Raw genomic sequence first — 16,474 nt, forward strand, 5'->3', positions numbered from 1 at the left:
CATCGCGCTAGACGGCTCCCACTCAATGGGAAACCACACCATGGCGATCTTCTTCCAACGCGCGGGCCAGCGCGAATACCAGGTTCTCGACGAGGCAGTCGAGCGCAAACCCGAAGCACTCCAGGCAGCAATGGGCGGCGATGTGATTGCCGTCGAAGAAGTGCTGATCTTTGTCGAAGACGGCGACGAGCCGTTGACGGCCGAGCTGCTCGAAATCACCCTCGTCGAAGGCCAACAGCACAAGCTGCACGCGCACCGCTGCCAGCACATCGAGGTCACCGTGCATTACGACGTGCACACGGCGCACCACAAGTTCTCGCCTTCGACGACAGTCGGCAAAGTGCTGCGCTGGGCGGAAGACAAGTTCCATATCGCCGAGACCGAAAAAGGCCATCTGCAACTGCAGCTGACTGGTACCAACGACCGCCCTGTCGTGACGACGCACGTCGGCGCGCTCACGAGCGGCCGCGAATGCTCGGTCGCATTCGATCTGCTGCCTAGCCATCGCATCCAGGGCTGAGCCCACGGAGGTCCACGTGCACACGCCCGATGAAAAGGCGTTTCGCAGTGACCTGCTCAAGGCGCCCTTCATGCTCGGAGAGCTTGAAGGGCGCTGGAAGCTCGTGTCGCTCGAATGGCCGATCGCCCTGATTGATGTGACCGCGCTGGACGGGTTGCGCTACCGTCTGCGGTTCGATCTCAGCAACTATCCCGCCTCCCCGCCAACGTCCCGACTATGGAGCAGGGACAAAAATGCCGAACTCGCTCATGCGCTCTTTCCGAGAAGCCGCAACGGAAACGGGCGTGTGAAAGAAGTTTTCCGCACAGATTGGATTGGAGGGCAGGCGCTGTACCTCCCATGTGACCGTGTTGCTCTGAGCGGACATGATGTCTGGCTGCAGCAGATGCCATCGAAGATATGGCAACCGTCGGTCGGTATCACGCACTATCTGGAACTCGTACATGAACTTCTCAATTGCCCGGACTATGCGCCACCTGCTGGCACCTGACCATCGTTTGTCGTGCCCTACCCGCATCTGGAAACAACTCCTTCAGGACCTGCGCGAAAGGGGGCGCGGCCGTCGCGAGAGCGGTGCGTTCCTGCTTGGCTCAAAGGATAGCGGCCACAGACACATCATGCATTACGTCCTCTACGACGACCTCGATCCGCACAGCCTCGATACCGGCATTGTGACGTTCGATGGACAGCATTACGGGAAACTCTGGGCGATCTGCCGCGAGCGCCAGGAAAGCGTTGTGGCGGACGTACATGTCCACCCCGGCTCGTCGCATCAGAGTCAATCTGATCGCGACCATCCGATGCTTTCCGTCGCCGGCCACCTGTCGTTGATCATCCCGGATTTTGCACGCGCGCCGATCAGACGCGATGACATCGGTATTTACGAATACCGGCACGACGGAGGCTGGGACGCAATTCACGGTCGCGACCGGAAACGCTTCTTCTACATCGGATGGTGAGCACAATGATCGATATCGGACCCGAAACGCTTGATCGAACCATCAAGCAGCTGGTCGACAGCGGCGAAGCTTCTATCGAAGAAGCGTACGCTATCTTTGCCGGATACGGGCTTATCATCGAAATCGACGCGAGACATCTCGAACGCGAAGACGGACAGATTGCTCTGGTCACGCTCGTCAGCCTCGCGTCACGCATTTTTCACGGCGGCGTGTATGTCGAAGGGTGCGAAGCGAAGCCGCTGCTTGTCCCGCTCCCCTTGGGCGCGACTGTCAAGGACGCCGTCATCGCGTGTGGTGGGAGGACTGACCACGCTCCAGATGACGCTCCGCGCATCCGTATTGGAAGCGCGAGCACGCGATGTGGGCTCTTTCACATTCGTACCGTGTTTGACGGCTGGCGCGCCGGTATCGTGCCGGTGGATTACGCGGACACCCTTTCAGATGCCGCCCGACCGCCCGCTATGCCTTTGGCGCCTGTACTTGCGGCGTCGCTCGCCGTCGCCGAAGCATTCGAGCATGTCCGGACAAAGGCGCCTACCGTGGGGCATTTCACAGTCGGAATGTCGCTGTGGGCGCCACACGAACGGAACTGGCTCACGGCAGCAGACGATGCACCCGCCCTCTCAATATTGCCCGAAAAATTGTGGCTGATCGGGCTAGGACATGTCGGTCAGGCCTATTTGTGGTGCCTTGGACTGCTTCCTTATGAGCCGTCCGCACCCTTGCAGCTTGTGCTGCAAGATACGGACGTGATTGGCCCGTCCACTCCAAGCACATCAATCCTGTCGTGCCCGTCGATGGTTGGTCGCCGAAAGACGCGCGAAATGGCCGGCTGGGCAGAACGGCGAGGATTCCGGACGTCGATTATCGAACGACTGTTCGACGCCGGCGTTCATCTCTCTAGCACCGATCCATCCGTCGCATTCTGCGGTCTCGATAATTCTCCGGGCCGGCGCGCACTCGACAAGGTCGGGTTCGGCCTTGTCATCGAAACCGGGCTGGGAAGCAGGCACGACGATTTTCGCTCGTTGCGCATGCACACATTGCCCGGCCGGCGTACAGCGGACGAAATCTGGAAGGACACGCCTCCGGCGGACGCCGAACACATTCCCGACGAGTACAAACGGCTCAGAAGTGCTGGCGTCCTGGATCAATGTGGCATGACGACGCTGGCGGGGAAAGCAGTGGGCGCCGCGTTTGTTGGATGCGGCGCCGCAGCCCTCGCAGTTTCGGAACTGCTGCGTTTTCTTCACGGTGGACAGTTGCATGAGTCGATTGACCTTGACCTGCGAGCTGTCGATCACCGTACCGTGTCCGGCAGCACAACTGACCTGACGACTTTTAATCCTGGATTTGTCTTGGCGCGATCGTCCGGTCAGCTCTAGTTTGGCTGGACCACATTGGGCCGTGCTGCCGCAGTTGATTCTTCATGCGGCAGCGCCATTTTCATATGAGTTCTTCCTCGGTAAGCGAGCATGACGGTTCTGTGCGAGCAACTTCAACAAACGTCGAGAACAGTTGCTCTACCCGATCCCGATACACCCCATTCAGCGTTGCGTTGGCGTGGTGTGGCATTGACCTCCAGCGGTTTCAAGCAAGAATGTAGGGCTGGTCTCTTGCCGGTATCTCCTGAGTGCCGTCGGACCGCAGGCGACGGATGGTTCAAATCTGGGCGGCCGTCTCCGTGAGCGTTGAGCTTTCCGCGGATCCGGCGTCGGGGTCATGAGACGGTTGCGGCGCCAGCTGTGCCTTGGCGAAGTACGAGACGCCGGCGATGACGGTGGGGATAGCGACGATCACGCAGGCGGTCGGCAGGCCGAGCCCGCTAACGAGGATGCCCCCGATCATCGATCCCACAACCGAGCCGCCGCGGCCGACGGCATTGGCCCAAGCGACGCCGGTCGTCCGGTTGGCCGTCGGGTAGAAGCCGGCAGCCAACACATTGTTGCCGATACACCCTCCGCCCAGGGAGAAGCCAACGCAGAAAATCGCTGTGGCAAGGAGCGCTGGCAAGCTGATGACGCTGCCGATCAGGGCTACGAACAGGGCGGACGCCGCGAATGAGATGCCCAGTACGAAGTGTGGGTTCATCCGATCCATAAGCACACCCAGCAGGAGCGCCCCCACCGTACTGCCTAGCGGCAGGAGCAGCGTCAAGAGCGAGGCGTCCTTTAGCGACATCCCGGCGCTGCTGATGATCGTCGGAAGCCAGTTCGACAGCAGATAGTAGACCATGAGACTCGTGAAGTAGCTCAGCCAGAGCAGCAACGTGCCCGTCGCGAGGCCCGGCTTGAACAACTGCCCGATTGGATTCGCAGGCCGTGTGGTGCTAGTGAAGCGCGCCCCGGCCAGATCGGCCGTAGGGGCGATGCGATTTAGGATCTCGGCAATGCGCTCCGCCTGAGAGCGCTTCAGCACGAGGAAGTGCGCCGATTCCGGGAGTGCCCATGCGAGGACGGGGGCAAGGGCCAAGGGCAAGACACCCCCGGTCAGCAGGATCGAGGCCCAGCCAAAATCAGCGACGAGATGGGCCGCTGCCAACCCGCCAAGCGTCGAACCCACAAAGAAGCCGCAGTACATAACGGTAGTCAGGAACGAGCGGCGCCGGTCGGGGCAGAATTCGGAAGTAAGCGCGACGGCGCTCGGTATGGCGCCGCCGAGCCCCATACCCGTCAGGAAGCGCAGGATCGTGAGTTCGATGACCGAGCTCGACTGAGCTGAGGCAAGACTCGCCAGGCCGAAAAAAATCGTCGTTAAGAGCAGTAACTTCTTGCGACCAACCTTGTCTGCGAGCGGTCCGAAGACGAAGGAGCCGATCATCAGGCCGAACAAGCCGGCGCCAAACAGCGGCGCCAGCTCCGTTGCCGTCAAATGCCAGCTCGCACGCAAGGCCGGTGCGATAAAGCCCATTGCCACTAGGTCGAAGCCGTCGAGCGCCATGACCGCGGAACACAGGACCAACACCCCTATCTGAAACGCCGATAGTCGCTGCGCGTTGATGAATTGCTGAATGTTGATCTCAGCTTCCTTGTTCATGATCCTGTCTCCTAGTTTGTTTTGTAGCGATCGCGTCAGAATAAGCGGTATCCAAAAGAAAAGCAAGGTAAGCTAACAATCGCATTTGTTTAGGTGATTCTAAGCTCCGAACCACTAGTAATTATATCCTTGACGTTTTATAGCAAGCGCTTCATAATACACACTTGACCGCCGTCGTTTGGCTCGAAGGGCGGCGCGCGGTTCTCTGAACAGGGCCTTGGCAGCGCATTTGACAAAGGAGGCATCGACGGCATCATGGCAGGCTACGATTTCGATCTCTTCACCATCGGGGCCGGCTCCGGCGGCGTTTCCGGCTCACGTCGGGCTGCTTCCTACGGCGCCCGGGTTGGTATTTGCGAGGACAGCCGGGTCGGCGGCACCTGCGTAATCCGCGGCTGCGTGCCAAAGAAGCTGCTCGTCTACGGAGCACATTTTGCCGAGGAGTTCGCCGACGCCGCGGGCTACGGCTGGACGGTCGGCGAGACCCAGTTCGACTGGACGAGCCTGGTTGCGGCCAAGAATCGCGAGACCGACCGGCTCAATGGCATCTACAAAAAGCTGCTCGCCGACAGCGGCGTGAAGCTCCACGAGAAGCGCGGCAGGATTATCGATCCGCACACGGTCGAGGTCGGCGGCGAGCGCTTCACCACCGCGCGCATCTTGATCGCGACCGGTGCCCGGCCAGTGGGGCCCGAGATCCCCGGCATCGAGCATTCGATCTCATCGAATGAGGCGCTCGACCTGCCTGCGCTGCCGAGACGTATCGCGGTCGTCGGCGGCGGCTATATTGCGGTCGAGTTTGCCGGCATCTTTGCGGCCCTGGGTAGTGTGGTAACGCTGGTCATCCGTGGCGAGCGCGTGTTGCGCGGCTTCGACGATGACGTGCGCGAGAGCCTGACCGAGGCGCTCATTCGCCAGGGCATCCAGATTCGTTCCCACACTGAGATCGCTCGTATTGATAAGGGGGCGGCAGGGCTGACGCTGACGACGATGGGCGACGCCGCGATCGAGGTTGATCAGGTGCTCTATGCTACGGGCCGCGAGCCCAACACGCGCGCCCATTCGTCCGCCTTTCGGGCCAATACCGAGGGCATAGGGCTCGAAAACGTCGGCATTCCGACCGACGAGACCGGGGCTATCGCGGTCGACGAATGGTCGCGGACTTGCGTGCCGTCGATCTATGCCGTCGGCGACGTGACCAACCGCCTTAACCTGACGCCGGTCGCGATCGCTGAAGCGCGGGCGCTTGCTGAGACCCTGTTCAACGACAATCCGACCAAATTCGATCCGACCGGCGTGCCGACCGCCATATTCAGTCAACCGCCAATTGCGACGGTCGGTCTGACCGAGGCGCAGGCCCGTGCCATGTTCGGCGCCGTAGACGTCTATCGCACGCGGTTCCGCCCGATGAAGCATGCACTGACCGGGCGCGAAGAGCGCACGATGATGAAGCTCGTGGTCGATCGCGCAACCGACCGTGTGCTGGGCTGCCACATGCTAGGCGCCGAAGCGCCCGAGATCGTCCAGGGCCTGGCTATCGCACTCAAGTGTGGCGCCACCAAGCGGCAGTTCGATCAAACGGTAGGCATCCACCCGACCGCTGCCGAGGAGTTTGTCACTATGCACGACAAGCTCCCCGATCCTGTTGCGAAGGCCGCCCAATAGCAGGAGGTGAGGCCGGAAACGGCCAAGAAATTGTTCGCCAGCGCGCCGATGGACCGCAGCTGGCGCGGCACGGGGGGCGTTGGCATCCGCTTAGATCATTCGCCTGGCCGGCACTCGGCGGGCCATCGAGATGGCCGACGGCGGATTGCTTTCGCCTTGACGGTCGCCGACGGTCCCTGCCGATGCTGCCGCCGCAGCGGTTTCCGTCCGGTGGCAAGGAGCACCGGATCGGCGAAGGCCTATCGGCAGCGGGTGGAGAATCGGTGTCAGCCATTGGCGGGGACAGTGGTCGCGACGCGGCCGACCATGACTGAGCGCAATTAGCCATTATCGCCCCATGATCGGCTCGCTGGGCCCTCTTCCGATTGCGCTCCTGTCGGAGGATATCCCGATGAGCGCGAGGGAGCGCACATTTAGACCGACAGCGAAGTACGTGCGCGAGCCAACATCGCACCGAGTACTGATGGCGTTATCCCGAGCGATCAGATATGCATTACGGCCAGAGCGGCTTGGACAGCGCCATCGAGCACCGCTCGCTGCGGACGGCTTCGCGCCAAGACACGCAACCCTAACAACACGCTGAGTAGCATCTTTGCCAATTGGCCCGCTGAAACGTCCTGTCGTATCGCCCCGCTCGTTTGCCCTGCCTCGACGTGGCTGCGGAAAAAATCCTCGATGAAAGTGAATTCTCTCGCCACCAGTTTACGGAATTCCGGATCATGCGGCGCGATCTCAAGCCCCGTGTTGACAAGCATACAGCCGCGCAGCGCCTTATCTGCGATAGAGTCCTCGACGATCCCCTTGAAGAATTCCTCAATCGCCTCCGTGGGCGTCAATTCTTCCACCCGCTTGATCCGCGCGCGATTGCCCTGGGCTAGGTAGTACTCCAGAGCACGTGCGTAGAGCGCGCGCTTATCACCGAACGTGTTGTAGAGGCTGGTCTGGGTAATGCCCATCTGATCTGCTAGGTCGCGAACCGACGTCGTTCCGAAGCCGCGGTCCCAGAAGCACTGCATCGCTATATCCAACACGTTCTCTTCATCGAATTCTCTTGGTCTTACCACCACGTTCTCCCAGTGCGTCAAACGGCGGCCCAGCTGCCATTCCGTAACCCTGTCACAGTCCCGCCGTAACTTCGCCCCCCGACGGCCGGACGCCTGATACGCGGAGGCCGGTCCAACCGGCACCCGTCGTGCCTAACACAGACAGCCAAACAAGGGGTCATTTTACAGCAGATGCCACAGAATAGCAAGCTAACCTACATGCCGCTATGGTGCTGCACATTCGCCGGTACTTTTGCTAGATCGAATCTTCTCTTGACTCCCAGATCAATGCCACATATTCTGTAGCACACGCTACACAACGTAGCGTTCATGCTTGTCGCCTGGCGGCAACCTCCCAGGGCAAGCATCGCATTTAACTGAAAGGAGATACGAATGCCGACCTACGTTTGCACCGCCACTGCTGGACGGCTGACGCCAGCCCAAAAAGCGGAAATCGCTCGCAGTATTACCGACATTCATCACGAGGAGGCCCGCGCGGCACGTTATTTTGTCCTTGTGTTCTTCCAGGACGTCGCACCGGGCAGTTGCTACCTTGGCAACCAACCGGGGCCTGCTGATCAGATTTGGATTCGAGGCGATATTCGTGCCGGACGGACAACCGCGCAAAAGGAGCGGATGCTTCATCGGATGATGCAGGACGTCAGTCGGGTCACTGGCGCCCCCGAGGACGCGGTGTGGGTCTACCTGTCCGACCTTCCCGCGGAGAATCTAACCGAGTACGGCCGCATCCTGCCGCTTCCGGGGCAGGAGGAAGCATGGTTCTCGTCGCTGTCCGAGGACTTGCAAGAAAGGCTCAAAGCCTTGGCCTGACAGATTCGACACGCTGGGGCGCCGTCTCCGCGCGAACCGTGATGCAGAGGCGGGTGATGCAGAGGCGGTTATGGCGCCCCAGTGTGGCAATCGCAGAATTTCCGCGGAGCGCACTGCACAAGAGAACAGCGAGGGTTGCGCTCGCTCGTACTACTCGACTAATGAAAGGATGAGTGATGATCGAGCTTCACTACTGGACCACACCCAATGGCCACAAGATTACAACCTTCCTTGAGGAGAGCGGGCTTGCCTATCGCATCGTGCCGGTCAATATCAGCGCCGGCGACCAGTTCAAGCCGGAGTTCCTCAAGATTTCGCCGAACAACCGTATTCCCGCGATCATCGACGACGATCCGGCCGAGGCGGGGCCGCCGATCAGCGTCTTCGAGTCGGGCGAGATCTTGCTCTACTTGGCCGAGAAGACGGGAAAGTTTCTGCCCAAAGACTTGCGCGAACGGACGGAGGTGCTGCAGTGGCTGTTCTGGCAGGTCGGCGGCCTTGGCCCGATGGCAGGCCAGAACCATCATTTCAGCACCTACGCGCTCGAAAAAATTCCCTATGCGATCGACCGGTACGTCAAAGAGACCAATCGGCTCTATGGCGTTATGAACAAGCGTCTAGCCGATCGGGAATTCATCGCTGGCGCGTATTCCATCGCCGACATGGCGAGCTACCCCTGGATCGTCCTCCACGAGCGGCAGGGGCAGCGCCTTGAGGACTTCCCCCATCTCAAACGCTGGCTCGAAACGATCCGAGCCCGTCCCGCCGTCGAGCGCGCGTACGCGATTGCAAAGACCATCAACACGCAGCCCACGGTGAACGAGGTGTCGCGCAGCATCCTTTTTGGCCAAGCTGCAGCGGTCGCCCCGTAACCCAAGGAAGGAAGAGGGAGCAACACGTGCTCGAGCTATATCACATCATCAACTCTGCCAGTTCCCACAAGGTGCGCTTAGCACTCCAAGAAAAAGGTCTCGAGGCAAAGGAACATCTAATGACGCTCTCAGGCGATCAGTTCGACCCCGCCTACATGAAGCTCAACCCAAACGCCGCCGTCCCCACGCTGGTGCACGATGGTTATGTGGTCGTGGAGTCGTCGGTCATCCTCCACTACCTAGATGAGGTTTTCCCCGAACCGGCATTGATGCCACGTGACCCGAAGCTTCGTGCCAAGGTGCGACTCTATTGCAAGCTCATCGACGAATACGTCCATAGCTCCTGCACGATTCTGAGCTTCGCGACCTGCTTCCGAGATCGGCTCCTCAAGTTGAGCGATGAGGAGCGGGAAGCAGAGCTGGCCAAGACCCCCATTCCCAAACGCGCAGACTACTTGCGCGACACGGCCGCGCGCGGGCTTGAATCACCCTACGTGGTGGAAGCGGTGAAGCACTACGAGAAACTGCTGTCGTGGATCGACGAATCGGCGCGAGCGGGTGCCTATCTCGCGGGCGAGGCCTATTCGCTTGCGGAAGCCGCGGTCATTCCATACATCGCGCGGCTTGAGCTGCTTGGACTCGACAAGATGTGGGCTAACCGTCCGGGCGTCGCCGCCTGGTGGCAACGCATGCGTGATCGCCCCTCGACTGAGGACACGCTGTGGAAGCGAATGACGGATGGCGATTGGGCGCCGTTCAAGAATGCTTCGATCGATCCCTGGCCCAAGGTCAGTACCCTCTTGGCTCCCGCACGCTAGGCCAAGCCGCTCTGACCGTCGCCCCCTCTCTCGGTTCATTGGTAAGGATACTTAATCATGGCATTGACACGCTCTGTCGTTATTGCAGCTCCGGTCCGCACGGCCCTCGGGACATTCGGGGGGAGCCTCAAAGAAATTGCGGCGCCCGATCTCGGCGCCGCAGTCATCAAAGCGGCCATCACGCGCGCTGGCCTCAAGCCCGACGAGGTTGGCACGGTGGCCATGGGTAACGTCATTCAGGCCGGCGCAAAGATGAATCCCGCGCGCCAAGCGGCAATCCATGGCGGCCTGCCGGTGTCGGTGCCGGCGATGACCGTGAATCGCGTTTGCGGTTCAGGAGCGCAAGCCATCGTCTCTGCGGCGCAGGAGATCCTTCTCGGCTCGGTCAACGCCGCGGTCGCTGGCGGCATGGAGAACATGGATCTCGCACCCTATCTCGTTGTACGTGGCCGCTGGGGCCATCGGATGGGCGATGGTCTGCTCTACGACAGCATGCTGCGCGACGGCCTCAACGACGCTTTTTCGGACGAGCACTCGGGCTGGCACACCGAGGATCTCGCCGAGAAATTCCAGATTGGCCGCGAGGCGCAGGACGAGTGGGCACTGCGCTCGCAGCAGCGCTTTTCCGAGGCGCAGGCCGCAGGAAAGTTCGAGGAAGAGATTGTCCCGCTCCAGTTTCCCGACCGCAAGGGCGTGACGATCTTCGATACGGACGAGCACAATCGGCCGCGGACGACGCTCGAAACCCTCGCGGCATTGAAGCCGGCATTTCGCAAGAATGGGACGATCACGGCTGGCAATGCCCCCGGCGTCAACAGTGGCGCGGCCGCTGTAGTTCTCGCCGACCGAGACTGGGCGGAAGCGCGCGGCCTCGCGCCCGTTGCCCACCTCGTTTCCTACGGCATCGCCGCCGTCGAGCCCGGCATGTTCGGCCTCGGGCCGATCCCCGCTGTCCGTCAAGCGCTCGACCGGGCGGGGTGGAGGCTCGGCGATGTCGAGCGCATCGAGATCAACGAGGCCTTCGCCGCGATCGCCATCGCCGTCACGCACGAGCTCGGGCTTTCCCCTGACGTCGTCAATGTCGAAGGCGGCGCAATCGCCCACGGACATGCGATCGGCGCCACCGGCGCGGTGCTGACAACCCGCCTCATCCATTCGATGCGTCGCGATGGTCTCAGGCGGGGGATCGTCACGATGTGCATCGGCGGCGGCCAGGGCATCGCGCTCGCACTCGAGACGATCAGTTAACGCTCCCGAAGTCGATCGGCCGCGGCTTTGTTCCAGTGAGGCTCTTCTCTTTCTGATTCGCCGCGGACCCTCACCGCTGTTTTCTGTTCACAATGGAGCTTGACATGTCTGCCCTCCCGACCCAACCCACGGCGTTCACCGAGGACGAAAATGACGCCCTCTCGATTTGCTCGGCCGAATATTCGGCCGGTCTCAATGGTTCGGGTCCAGTAAACAAATTCCATCACGCCAAGGGTCGCGATTTGGTCTGGACCAAGTTGGGCCTGCGTGACTTCTTCCGCTACGCCGACCCGGGTATCCGACAGGCTACGGGCAACCGCCTCGACGTGCACCTCGTCCGAGCCAACGAGGCGCCGGAATACGGCACCGGCTGGCATCGCCACAAACTCGGTTTCCATGCGATCTATATGGTGAGCGGTTGGGCCCGCTTCATGTACGAGGGCAAGCCAACGTTTGTAGAGACCAGTGACTTTGTCAACATGCCGCCGGGCATTGCCCATTACCTCTACGACTACAGTCCAGACATGTGCTTCCTGGAGATCGCCATGACCGGCACACCAGACGGCATGATCCCGGAAGAGATTGTCGAGCCGTTCTGCGAGACCCCGGCTCCAACGCCCTGGGCGAAGAACTGATACTCCGGCGCGGGGCTCTGGCACGCCCGCCCTTTAAGACGCGGCGGGGCGGATCCTAAATTGACGATCCAGGTCCGCTTCGCAGCAACCCTTAAAGTAGAACTGCTCTAAAGTCCCGAGGCAGTTAACTATTGGCAACCTGGTCCCTGAGCGTGGCGTAGCTGATGGAATAGTCTCATCGTGCAGCGCATCCATTGCCAGCCGCGAACCGCCCGAACCTTTGCACTTGACCTTCGTCCGTACATGGGACGCTGGTCGTCTTAATCTCCTTACTCACGCAAGAGCAACCCGCGTATGTCCAAAGTCATCAAATTCTATTTCGATGTCGCTAGCCCGACATCCTATCTGGCACACCTGGAATTGCCAAACGTGGCGAAGGAGACCAACGCGCAGATCCACCGGGTACCTGTGCTTCTCGGCGCATTCTTCCCGGCTATCGGTAACGAAGCGCCCACGAGACTTCCAGCAACGGAAAAGTGGATACGCGAAGAGATCTAGCGATGGGCGAAGCTGACGCCGTGGCCTGGAGCTCGCGGATTTCGATCATATATTCTGCGGGCCCGATCGTCGTCTATCTGGCATCGGGCTTTATCGCAAGTAATCTTTGCGGTCGATTCCGTGCACGACGCCGATCTGGTCGACCAGTCCATGCGTGGTGGCCTTCCCTTCCAGACGCCCGGATCTTTGCCTTCCATGAAGTCTCCGATGTTTCCGGGGCGGTTCATGGCCGATGGAGGCGAACGCGCCGCTGAAACAGGCGAATGACAGGCTGCACGATGTGCGAAAGTGAGCAGCGCTGACGTCGCAAGGAAAAATCGCAAACTAAGCACCACTGACGTCGCAAGGCCCCCCCCCAGAGAGGACCACGGAGACCGTAATGACCAGAAGCATTCTGTATCTAGCTCTAGCTGCCAGCGTTGTGGCGATTTCATCGATAGCTTCTGCCGAAGATCTGTCGACTGCTACAGCGCCCTTGCCGCCCGGCACGTTCACCACGTCAGCGCATTCTGACGAGTGGAAAATCCGAAATGCATTGAGCGGGGGCCCTGGCACCATCACGGAGCACGCAACCGTAATCGATTGGCCTGCGACTATGAAGGATGGAATGTCAATGTCTCATGGCAGGGTGCTTCGCCAGGGCACCAATGGTTGGACGTGCATGCCCGACATGCCCGGAAGGCCTCAGCACGACCCGATGTGCGTGGACGAGACCACGATGAAGTGGCTCTCGGCGACCCTCGCTGGGAAGAAGCCGGACATCGATCGCGTTGGACTGTCCTTCATGCTCGCGGGCGAGGCAAAGGAGCAGGGAGGACAGCGTCTAATTTCGGATAAAGATCCCAGCCAGGTCAAGAAATGGGTCTATGTCGGCCCGCACATCATGGTCGTGCTTCCCGACTCAGACAAGGACGCGTTCCAGGGCGTCAGTCGGCATTTCTCCAATGACCAGCACTTTATAGCCGTCTACGGTCCCGCTCCCGCAGATGTCGAGACGCCATGGTGGATCATTCCCATTGCAAAGGCAGGCGACAGGATCGAGGAGGTGCCTACGAAATAGGGCCCAGCCTAGCTACAACTGTCGCGACAAAATTTTACGAGACGGCGAGACGGAGCAGCGGATGGCATTGACGGCGGATGAGCTACTCGCGGAAGGCGTGGAAGGCACCACCCGAGCATCAAGAACGCTCCGTCGGTGGGGCGTCAACGCTGCGCCTCGCTCGTCAAGAATTTAAGCAAGCTGGGTGCGAATAAGCTCCCTCAGCATGAATGCAGAGGGCGTACTCGACGCAGGCTTGCTCGACAAGAAGTAAATGGAGACAAGACAATCTTATGGTCAATAAACCCTCAAGGTGCGGCTACTGTGTGGCCGCGCATGTGATGCTCGGCAAACCGGCGAGTCTTTTCTCAACGAGCCCAGGCAGATCCGCGGCGGCAATCCTACCGGCGACGCCAAGCACAACACTCTGATGAACTTCGTGCTAAGGGTGAGACAACCGTGGCCTCATTCCAGCCGGCGAATTCGCGACGATCAAGGCGGACGGATACATCGATCACCGATGCGCAATGGGTGGTCTTGTGTGGTCAACAGACGCGCTTTGCGCGCCGGCACGCGATCGTGCGGCTTCCCTACCAAGCATGACCGCGTGACACGGACTTCCTAAAAATTGGGCCCAAAGAGCCCGCCCTCCTATCCTGGAGTTAACAAATATGAAAAAGAGACTTATGTTTGCTGCCCTGTCGGGCGTTTTTGCAACCGCAGCTCATGCACAAAGCAGCGTCACGCTGTATGGCCTGATCGACGGGGGCATCACATATACGAACAACGTAAAGGGCCACGCCAACTGGCAACAAACGACCGCCGAGGTCAACCCCAACCGCTGGGGCCTGCTTGGTTTCGAGGACCTCGGTGGCGGTTTGAAGGCCACCTTCATATTGGAAAACGGCTTTAGCACCAACAACGGCACGCTCGGCCAAGGCGGCCGGGAATTCGGCCGTCAAGCGCTCGTCGGCCTGTCTAGCGATCGTTTCGGTACGGTGACCCTCGGTCGCCAATACGACAGCATTGTCGACTTCGTCGGACCGCTGAGCCTGCCCGGGACGCAATTCGGCGGCACGTACACCGCTCACCCGTTCGATAACGACAATCTGAACAATGCGTTCCGCGTGAACAATTCGGCCAAGTTCAAGAGTGTGAACTACGACGGCTTCAAGTTCGGTGCGTTGTATGGCTTCTCGAACACTGCAGGCCAATTCTCGAACAACCGAGCGTACAGCGCGGGCGCTTCGTACAACTACGGCGGCCTGACTGTCGCGGCTGCGTACCTGCAGCTGAACAACGGCCTGTCGGGCGCCACTCCGGCCGCGGCGCTTGCCTCCGTGAACAGCGCAGGCGCGCTCACCGGCGACAACACGCTCCTCGCGGACCGTCAGCAGACCTGGGGCGTAGGTGCGAACTATGTGTTCGGCCGGGCAACGGTTGGCTTCGTGTACTCGCAAACGAACCTGACGCAAGGCTTCGGCATCAACCCGACCCTCGCCGGCCAGGCCATCTCGTTTGATGGCAACAGCGTCCACTTCCAGAACTTCGAATTTAATGTCCGCTATAACCCCATATCGACGCTAAGCCTCGCAAGCTCGTACACGTACACGCAAGCCAATTTCGGCTCGGGCTCGCAGCCGAAGTGGGGCCAAATTAACCTGCAGGCCGCCTACTACTTGTCGAAGCTGACGACCGTGTACCTGCAGGGCGAATACCAGCACGTGATGAACGGGGAAGGCCTGAACGGCCAAACCATCGGCGCGATGATCAACAACACTACCAGCGGTGGCGCATCGACGACGAGCAATCAAATCGCTGTGACGGCTGGCATGCGTCTCCGCTTCTAAGCCTTTTCAGCATTACCTTAGTGCCTGTTTCAGACGGCGCAGCAGATCCGGTTTGCCTTACCGCGACAGAACCCGTCTATCTGCTCCCATAGCGACGAGCGAACTGACCGGCTGATAGGGTGTTTCCCCTATCAGCCGGTCAGCAATACCGCACAACGCCAGCAAAGGCGAGGGAGATAGGATTGGCCTATGCCGGCTAGCTCCAACTCGTATTTCCGCATCTGTCGCGTAGCCGCTAATTTGGTCTCCAAAGCCTGACCACCGGATAACTAAATCAACCTTTAACCGAAAGGAGATTGTCGTGCCGATCATTGTTTGCAATACCCGAGCCGGTCTGGACGTCGATGCCAAACGACGCATCGCCAAAGAGATAACGTCCGCGGTGCACGAAACCATCAAGTCGCCGTTGAACATCATTAGTGTGGTCTTCAACGACCTGGCGGCTGAAAGCAGCTACGTCGGCGGAAAGCCGGGGGGCGACACGCTCATCATGTGCAACATCCGTAGCGGCCGCTCCGAAGAAGCCAAGATTTCTCTCGTCAAGAAGATTAGCGCGATCTTCAGCGAATGCACGGGTATCTCCGAGGAGAAGATTGAAACCGGTCTGCTCGAATACGTACCGAAGTACATTATTCGGGGAGGCAAGGAGCTCCCCGACCCACCCTACGCCTGAGCGAAGAGAACGAAGACTGGCGTCCGATTGCCACGGGTCGGCGTCCTGACAACAAGCGCCAGGTATAACGCGACAGATTGCATACGCTTGCAACAAGGAGACAAAATTGGACAAACCGGCTCCGCGCGCCAAAAGAGCGTCGCAGACGAAGATGCGGACGATTGCCGCCGCTAGCTTCATTGGCAGCACGATCGAATGGTACGACTTTTTCCTCTATGGCATCACCGCCGCACTCGTTTTCGGCAAACTCTATTTTCCAAGCGGTGATCCCCTAACCGGAACACTCCTCGCTTTCGGGACTTTCGCAGTTGGTTTCATCGCGCGCCCATTCGGCGGCATCATAGCAGGCCACCTTGGCGACCGCGTAGGCCGCAAATTTGTGCTCGTCACGACGTTGCTAGGCATGGGAATCTCCACGGCGATCATCGGTCTCGTACCCGCATACAAGAGCATCGGTATGGTGGCTCCCGCTCTTCTCATCGCGTTGCGCGTACTGCAAGGGCTGGCAGTAGGCGGCGAGTGGGGAGGCGCCGCGCTGATCGCGGTAGAGCATGCGCCGGAGGGAAGACGCGGCCTTTATGGGAGCTTTCCCCAGATGGGCGTACCCGCGGGCCTATGTCTTGCAACCGTAGGCATGGAGCTGGTCAGTCGTTTGCCCGAAGCGGAGTTCTTTTCGTGGGGCTGGCGCGTTCCCTTTGTGTTCAGCGCCCTGCTCGTCATAGTAGGCCTAGTGATTCGGCTGCGAATCGAGGAACCCCCAGCGTTCCGCGAAGTGCTTGATACCGGC

General features: G+C 60.1%; 17 protein-coding genes. 15 read left to right on the top strand and 2 right to left on the bottom strand.

The annotated features are described in order from the left end of the window. The first annotated feature begins 40 nt into the window (after window positions 1-40). From J3489_RS27720 to J3489_RS27735, 4 genes are read left to right on the top strand one after another with little or no spacing between them, the layout of a single operon-like run. Window positions 41-520, top strand: coding sequence for a hypothetical protein (locus J3489_RS27720; protein ID WP_207003665.1), 480 nt, complete (start codon window positions 41-43; stop codon window positions 518-520). Window positions 521-536: 16 nt separating this feature from the next. Continuing rightward, window positions 537-1,010 carry a DUF7665 family protein gene (locus tag J3489_RS27725; protein ID WP_207003666.1) on the top strand — a complete coding sequence of 158 codons (474 nt, stop codon included), beginning with the start codon at window positions 537-539 and terminating at the stop codon, window positions 1,008-1,010. Beyond that, the gene (locus tag J3489_RS27730) at window positions 964-1,479 is read left to right on the top strand and encodes a hypothetical protein (RefSeq protein ID WP_207003668.1); all 516 of its coding nucleotides are present in this window, start codon (window positions 964-966) and stop codon (window positions 1,477-1,479) included. Before J3489_RS27725 ends, J3489_RS27730 begins: the two co-directional genes overlap by 47 nt. Window positions 1,480-1,484: 5 nt before the next feature. Next, window positions 1,485-2,864 (top strand): BilD N-terminal domain-containing protein, encoded by a 1,380-nt coding sequence (locus J3489_RS27735; RefSeq protein WP_207003670.1) that lies wholly within the window; start codon window positions 1,485-1,487, stop codon window positions 2,862-2,864. A gap of 277 nt (window positions 2,865-3,141) precedes the next feature. Here J3489_RS27735 and J3489_RS27740 read toward each other — a convergent pair whose 3' ends face one another. Next, window positions 3,142-4,515: an MFS transporter gene (locus J3489_RS27740; protein WP_207003672.1), complete on the bottom strand. Its 1,374-nt coding sequence runs from the start codon at window positions 4,513-4,515 to the stop codon at window positions 3,142-3,144. A gap of 255 nt (window positions 4,516-4,770) precedes the next feature. On the opposite strand from J3489_RS27740, the gene gor reads away from it, so the two are divergent. Next, window positions 4,771-6,180, top strand: a complete 1,410-nt coding sequence (gor, locus tag J3489_RS27745) for a glutathione-disulfide reductase (protein ID WP_207003674.1) — start codon at window positions 4,771-4,773, stop codon at window positions 6,178-6,180. Between the two features lie 482 nt (window positions 6,181-6,662). Here gor and J3489_RS27750 read toward each other — a convergent pair whose 3' ends face one another. Next, a complete protein-coding gene (locus J3489_RS27750; RefSeq protein ID WP_207003676.1) occupies window positions 6,663-7,244 on the bottom strand; it encodes a TetR/AcrR family transcriptional regulator in 582 nt (193 codons plus the stop codon). A gap of 372 nt (window positions 7,245-7,616) precedes the next feature. Between J3489_RS27750 and J3489_RS27755 the strand changes: the two genes are divergently transcribed. The 10 genes from J3489_RS27755 to J3489_RS27800 all read left to right on the top strand — a co-directional run. Beyond that, entirely contained in the window at window positions 7,617-8,054 is a 438-nt protein-coding gene (locus J3489_RS27755; RefSeq protein ID WP_207003678.1) for a tautomerase family protein, read from the top strand. 176 nt (window positions 8,055-8,230) lie between these two features. Continuing rightward, on the top strand, window positions 8,231-8,926 hold the full coding sequence (locus J3489_RS27760) for a glutathione binding-like protein (RefSeq protein ID WP_207003680.1): 696 nt from the start codon (window positions 8,231-8,233) through the stop codon (window positions 8,924-8,926). A gap of 26 nt (window positions 8,927-8,952) precedes the next feature. Beyond that, complete coding sequence (locus J3489_RS27765; RefSeq protein ID WP_207003682.1) at window positions 8,953-9,744, top strand: glutathione S-transferase family protein; 792 nt, start codon at window positions 8,953-8,955, stop codon at window positions 9,742-9,744. 57 nt (window positions 9,745-9,801) lie between these two features. Continuing rightward, window positions 9,802-10,992, top strand: coding sequence for a thiolase family protein (locus J3489_RS27770; RefSeq protein WP_207003684.1), 1,191 nt, complete (start codon window positions 9,802-9,804; stop codon window positions 10,990-10,992). Between the two features lie 104 nt (window positions 10,993-11,096). Then, window positions 11,097-11,627: an AraC family ligand binding domain-containing protein gene (locus J3489_RS27775; protein WP_207003686.1), complete on the top strand. Its 531-nt coding sequence runs from the start codon at window positions 11,097-11,099 to the stop codon at window positions 11,625-11,627. Between the two features lie 294 nt (window positions 11,628-11,921). Beyond that, window positions 11,922-12,125 carry a thioredoxin domain-containing protein gene (locus J3489_RS27780; RefSeq protein WP_207003688.1) on the top strand — a complete coding sequence of 68 codons (204 nt, stop codon included), beginning with the start codon at window positions 11,922-11,924 and terminating at the stop codon, window positions 12,123-12,125. A gap of 718 nt (window positions 12,126-12,843) precedes the next feature. After that, window positions 12,844-13,185 (top strand): hypothetical protein, encoded by a 342-nt coding sequence (locus tag J3489_RS27785; protein WP_207003690.1) that lies wholly within the window; start codon window positions 12,844-12,846, stop codon window positions 13,183-13,185. Window positions 13,186-13,835: 650 nt separating this feature from the next. Beyond that, window positions 13,836-15,014, top strand: a complete 1,179-nt coding sequence (locus J3489_RS27790; RefSeq protein ID WP_207003693.1) for a porin — start codon at window positions 13,836-13,838, stop codon at window positions 15,012-15,014. 301 nt (window positions 15,015-15,315) lie between these two features. Then, window positions 15,316-15,687, top strand: a complete 372-nt coding sequence (locus tag J3489_RS27795) for a tautomerase family protein (RefSeq protein WP_207003694.1) — start codon at window positions 15,316-15,318, stop codon at window positions 15,685-15,687. Window positions 15,688-15,838: 151 nt separating this feature from the next. Beyond that, window positions 15,839-16,474: MFS transporter (locus tag J3489_RS27800; protein ID WP_207003699.1), on the top strand; the 636-nt coding region annotated here is incomplete at its 3' end.

The organism is Trinickia mobilis (assembly GCF_017315705.1).
Classification (GTDB): domain Bacteria; phylum Pseudomonadota; class Gammaproteobacteria; order Burkholderiales; family Burkholderiaceae; genus Trinickia_A; species Trinickia_A mobilis.

Bases quoted from the DNA above. Each gene is read 5' to 3' on its own strand.
- J3489_RS27720 (WP_207003665.1), top strand. From the start codon at position 41: ATGGCGATCTTCTTCCAACGCGCGGGCCAGCGCGAATACCAGGTTCTC.
- J3489_RS27730 (WP_207003668.1), top strand. From the start codon at position 964: ATGAACTTCTCAATTGCCCGGACTATGCGCCACCTGCTGGCACCTGAC.
- J3489_RS27735 (WP_207003670.1), top strand. From the start codon at position 1,485: ATGATCGATATCGGACCCGAAACGCTTGATCGAACCATCAAGCAGCTG.
- J3489_RS27740 (WP_207003672.1), bottom strand. From the start codon at position 4,515: ATGAACAAGGAAGCTGAGATCAACATTCAGCAATTCATCAACGCGCAG.
- gor (WP_207003674.1), top strand. From the start codon at position 4,771: ATGGCAGGCTACGATTTCGATCTCTTCACCATCGGGGCCGGCTCCGGC.
- J3489_RS27755 (WP_207003678.1), top strand. From the start codon at position 7,617: ATGCCGACCTACGTTTGCACCGCCACTGCTGGACGGCTGACGCCAGCC.
- J3489_RS27760 (WP_207003680.1), top strand. From the start codon at position 8,231: ATGATCGAGCTTCACTACTGGACCACACCCAATGGCCACAAGATTACA.
- J3489_RS27770 (WP_207003684.1), top strand. From the start codon at position 9,802: ATGGCATTGACACGCTCTGTCGTTATTGCAGCTCCGGTCCGCACGGCC.
- J3489_RS27775 (WP_207003686.1), top strand. From the start codon at position 11,097: ATGTCTGCCCTCCCGACCCAACCCACGGCGTTCACCGAGGACGAAAAT.
- J3489_RS27780 (WP_207003688.1), top strand. From the start codon at position 11,922: ATGTCCAAAGTCATCAAATTCTATTTCGATGTCGCTAGCCCGACATCC.
- J3489_RS27785 (WP_207003690.1), top strand. From the start codon at position 12,844: ATGAAGTGGCTCTCGGCGACCCTCGCTGGGAAGAAGCCGGACATCGAT.
- J3489_RS27790 (WP_207003693.1), top strand. From the start codon at position 13,836: ATGAAAAAGAGACTTATGTTTGCTGCCCTGTCGGGCGTTTTTGCAACC.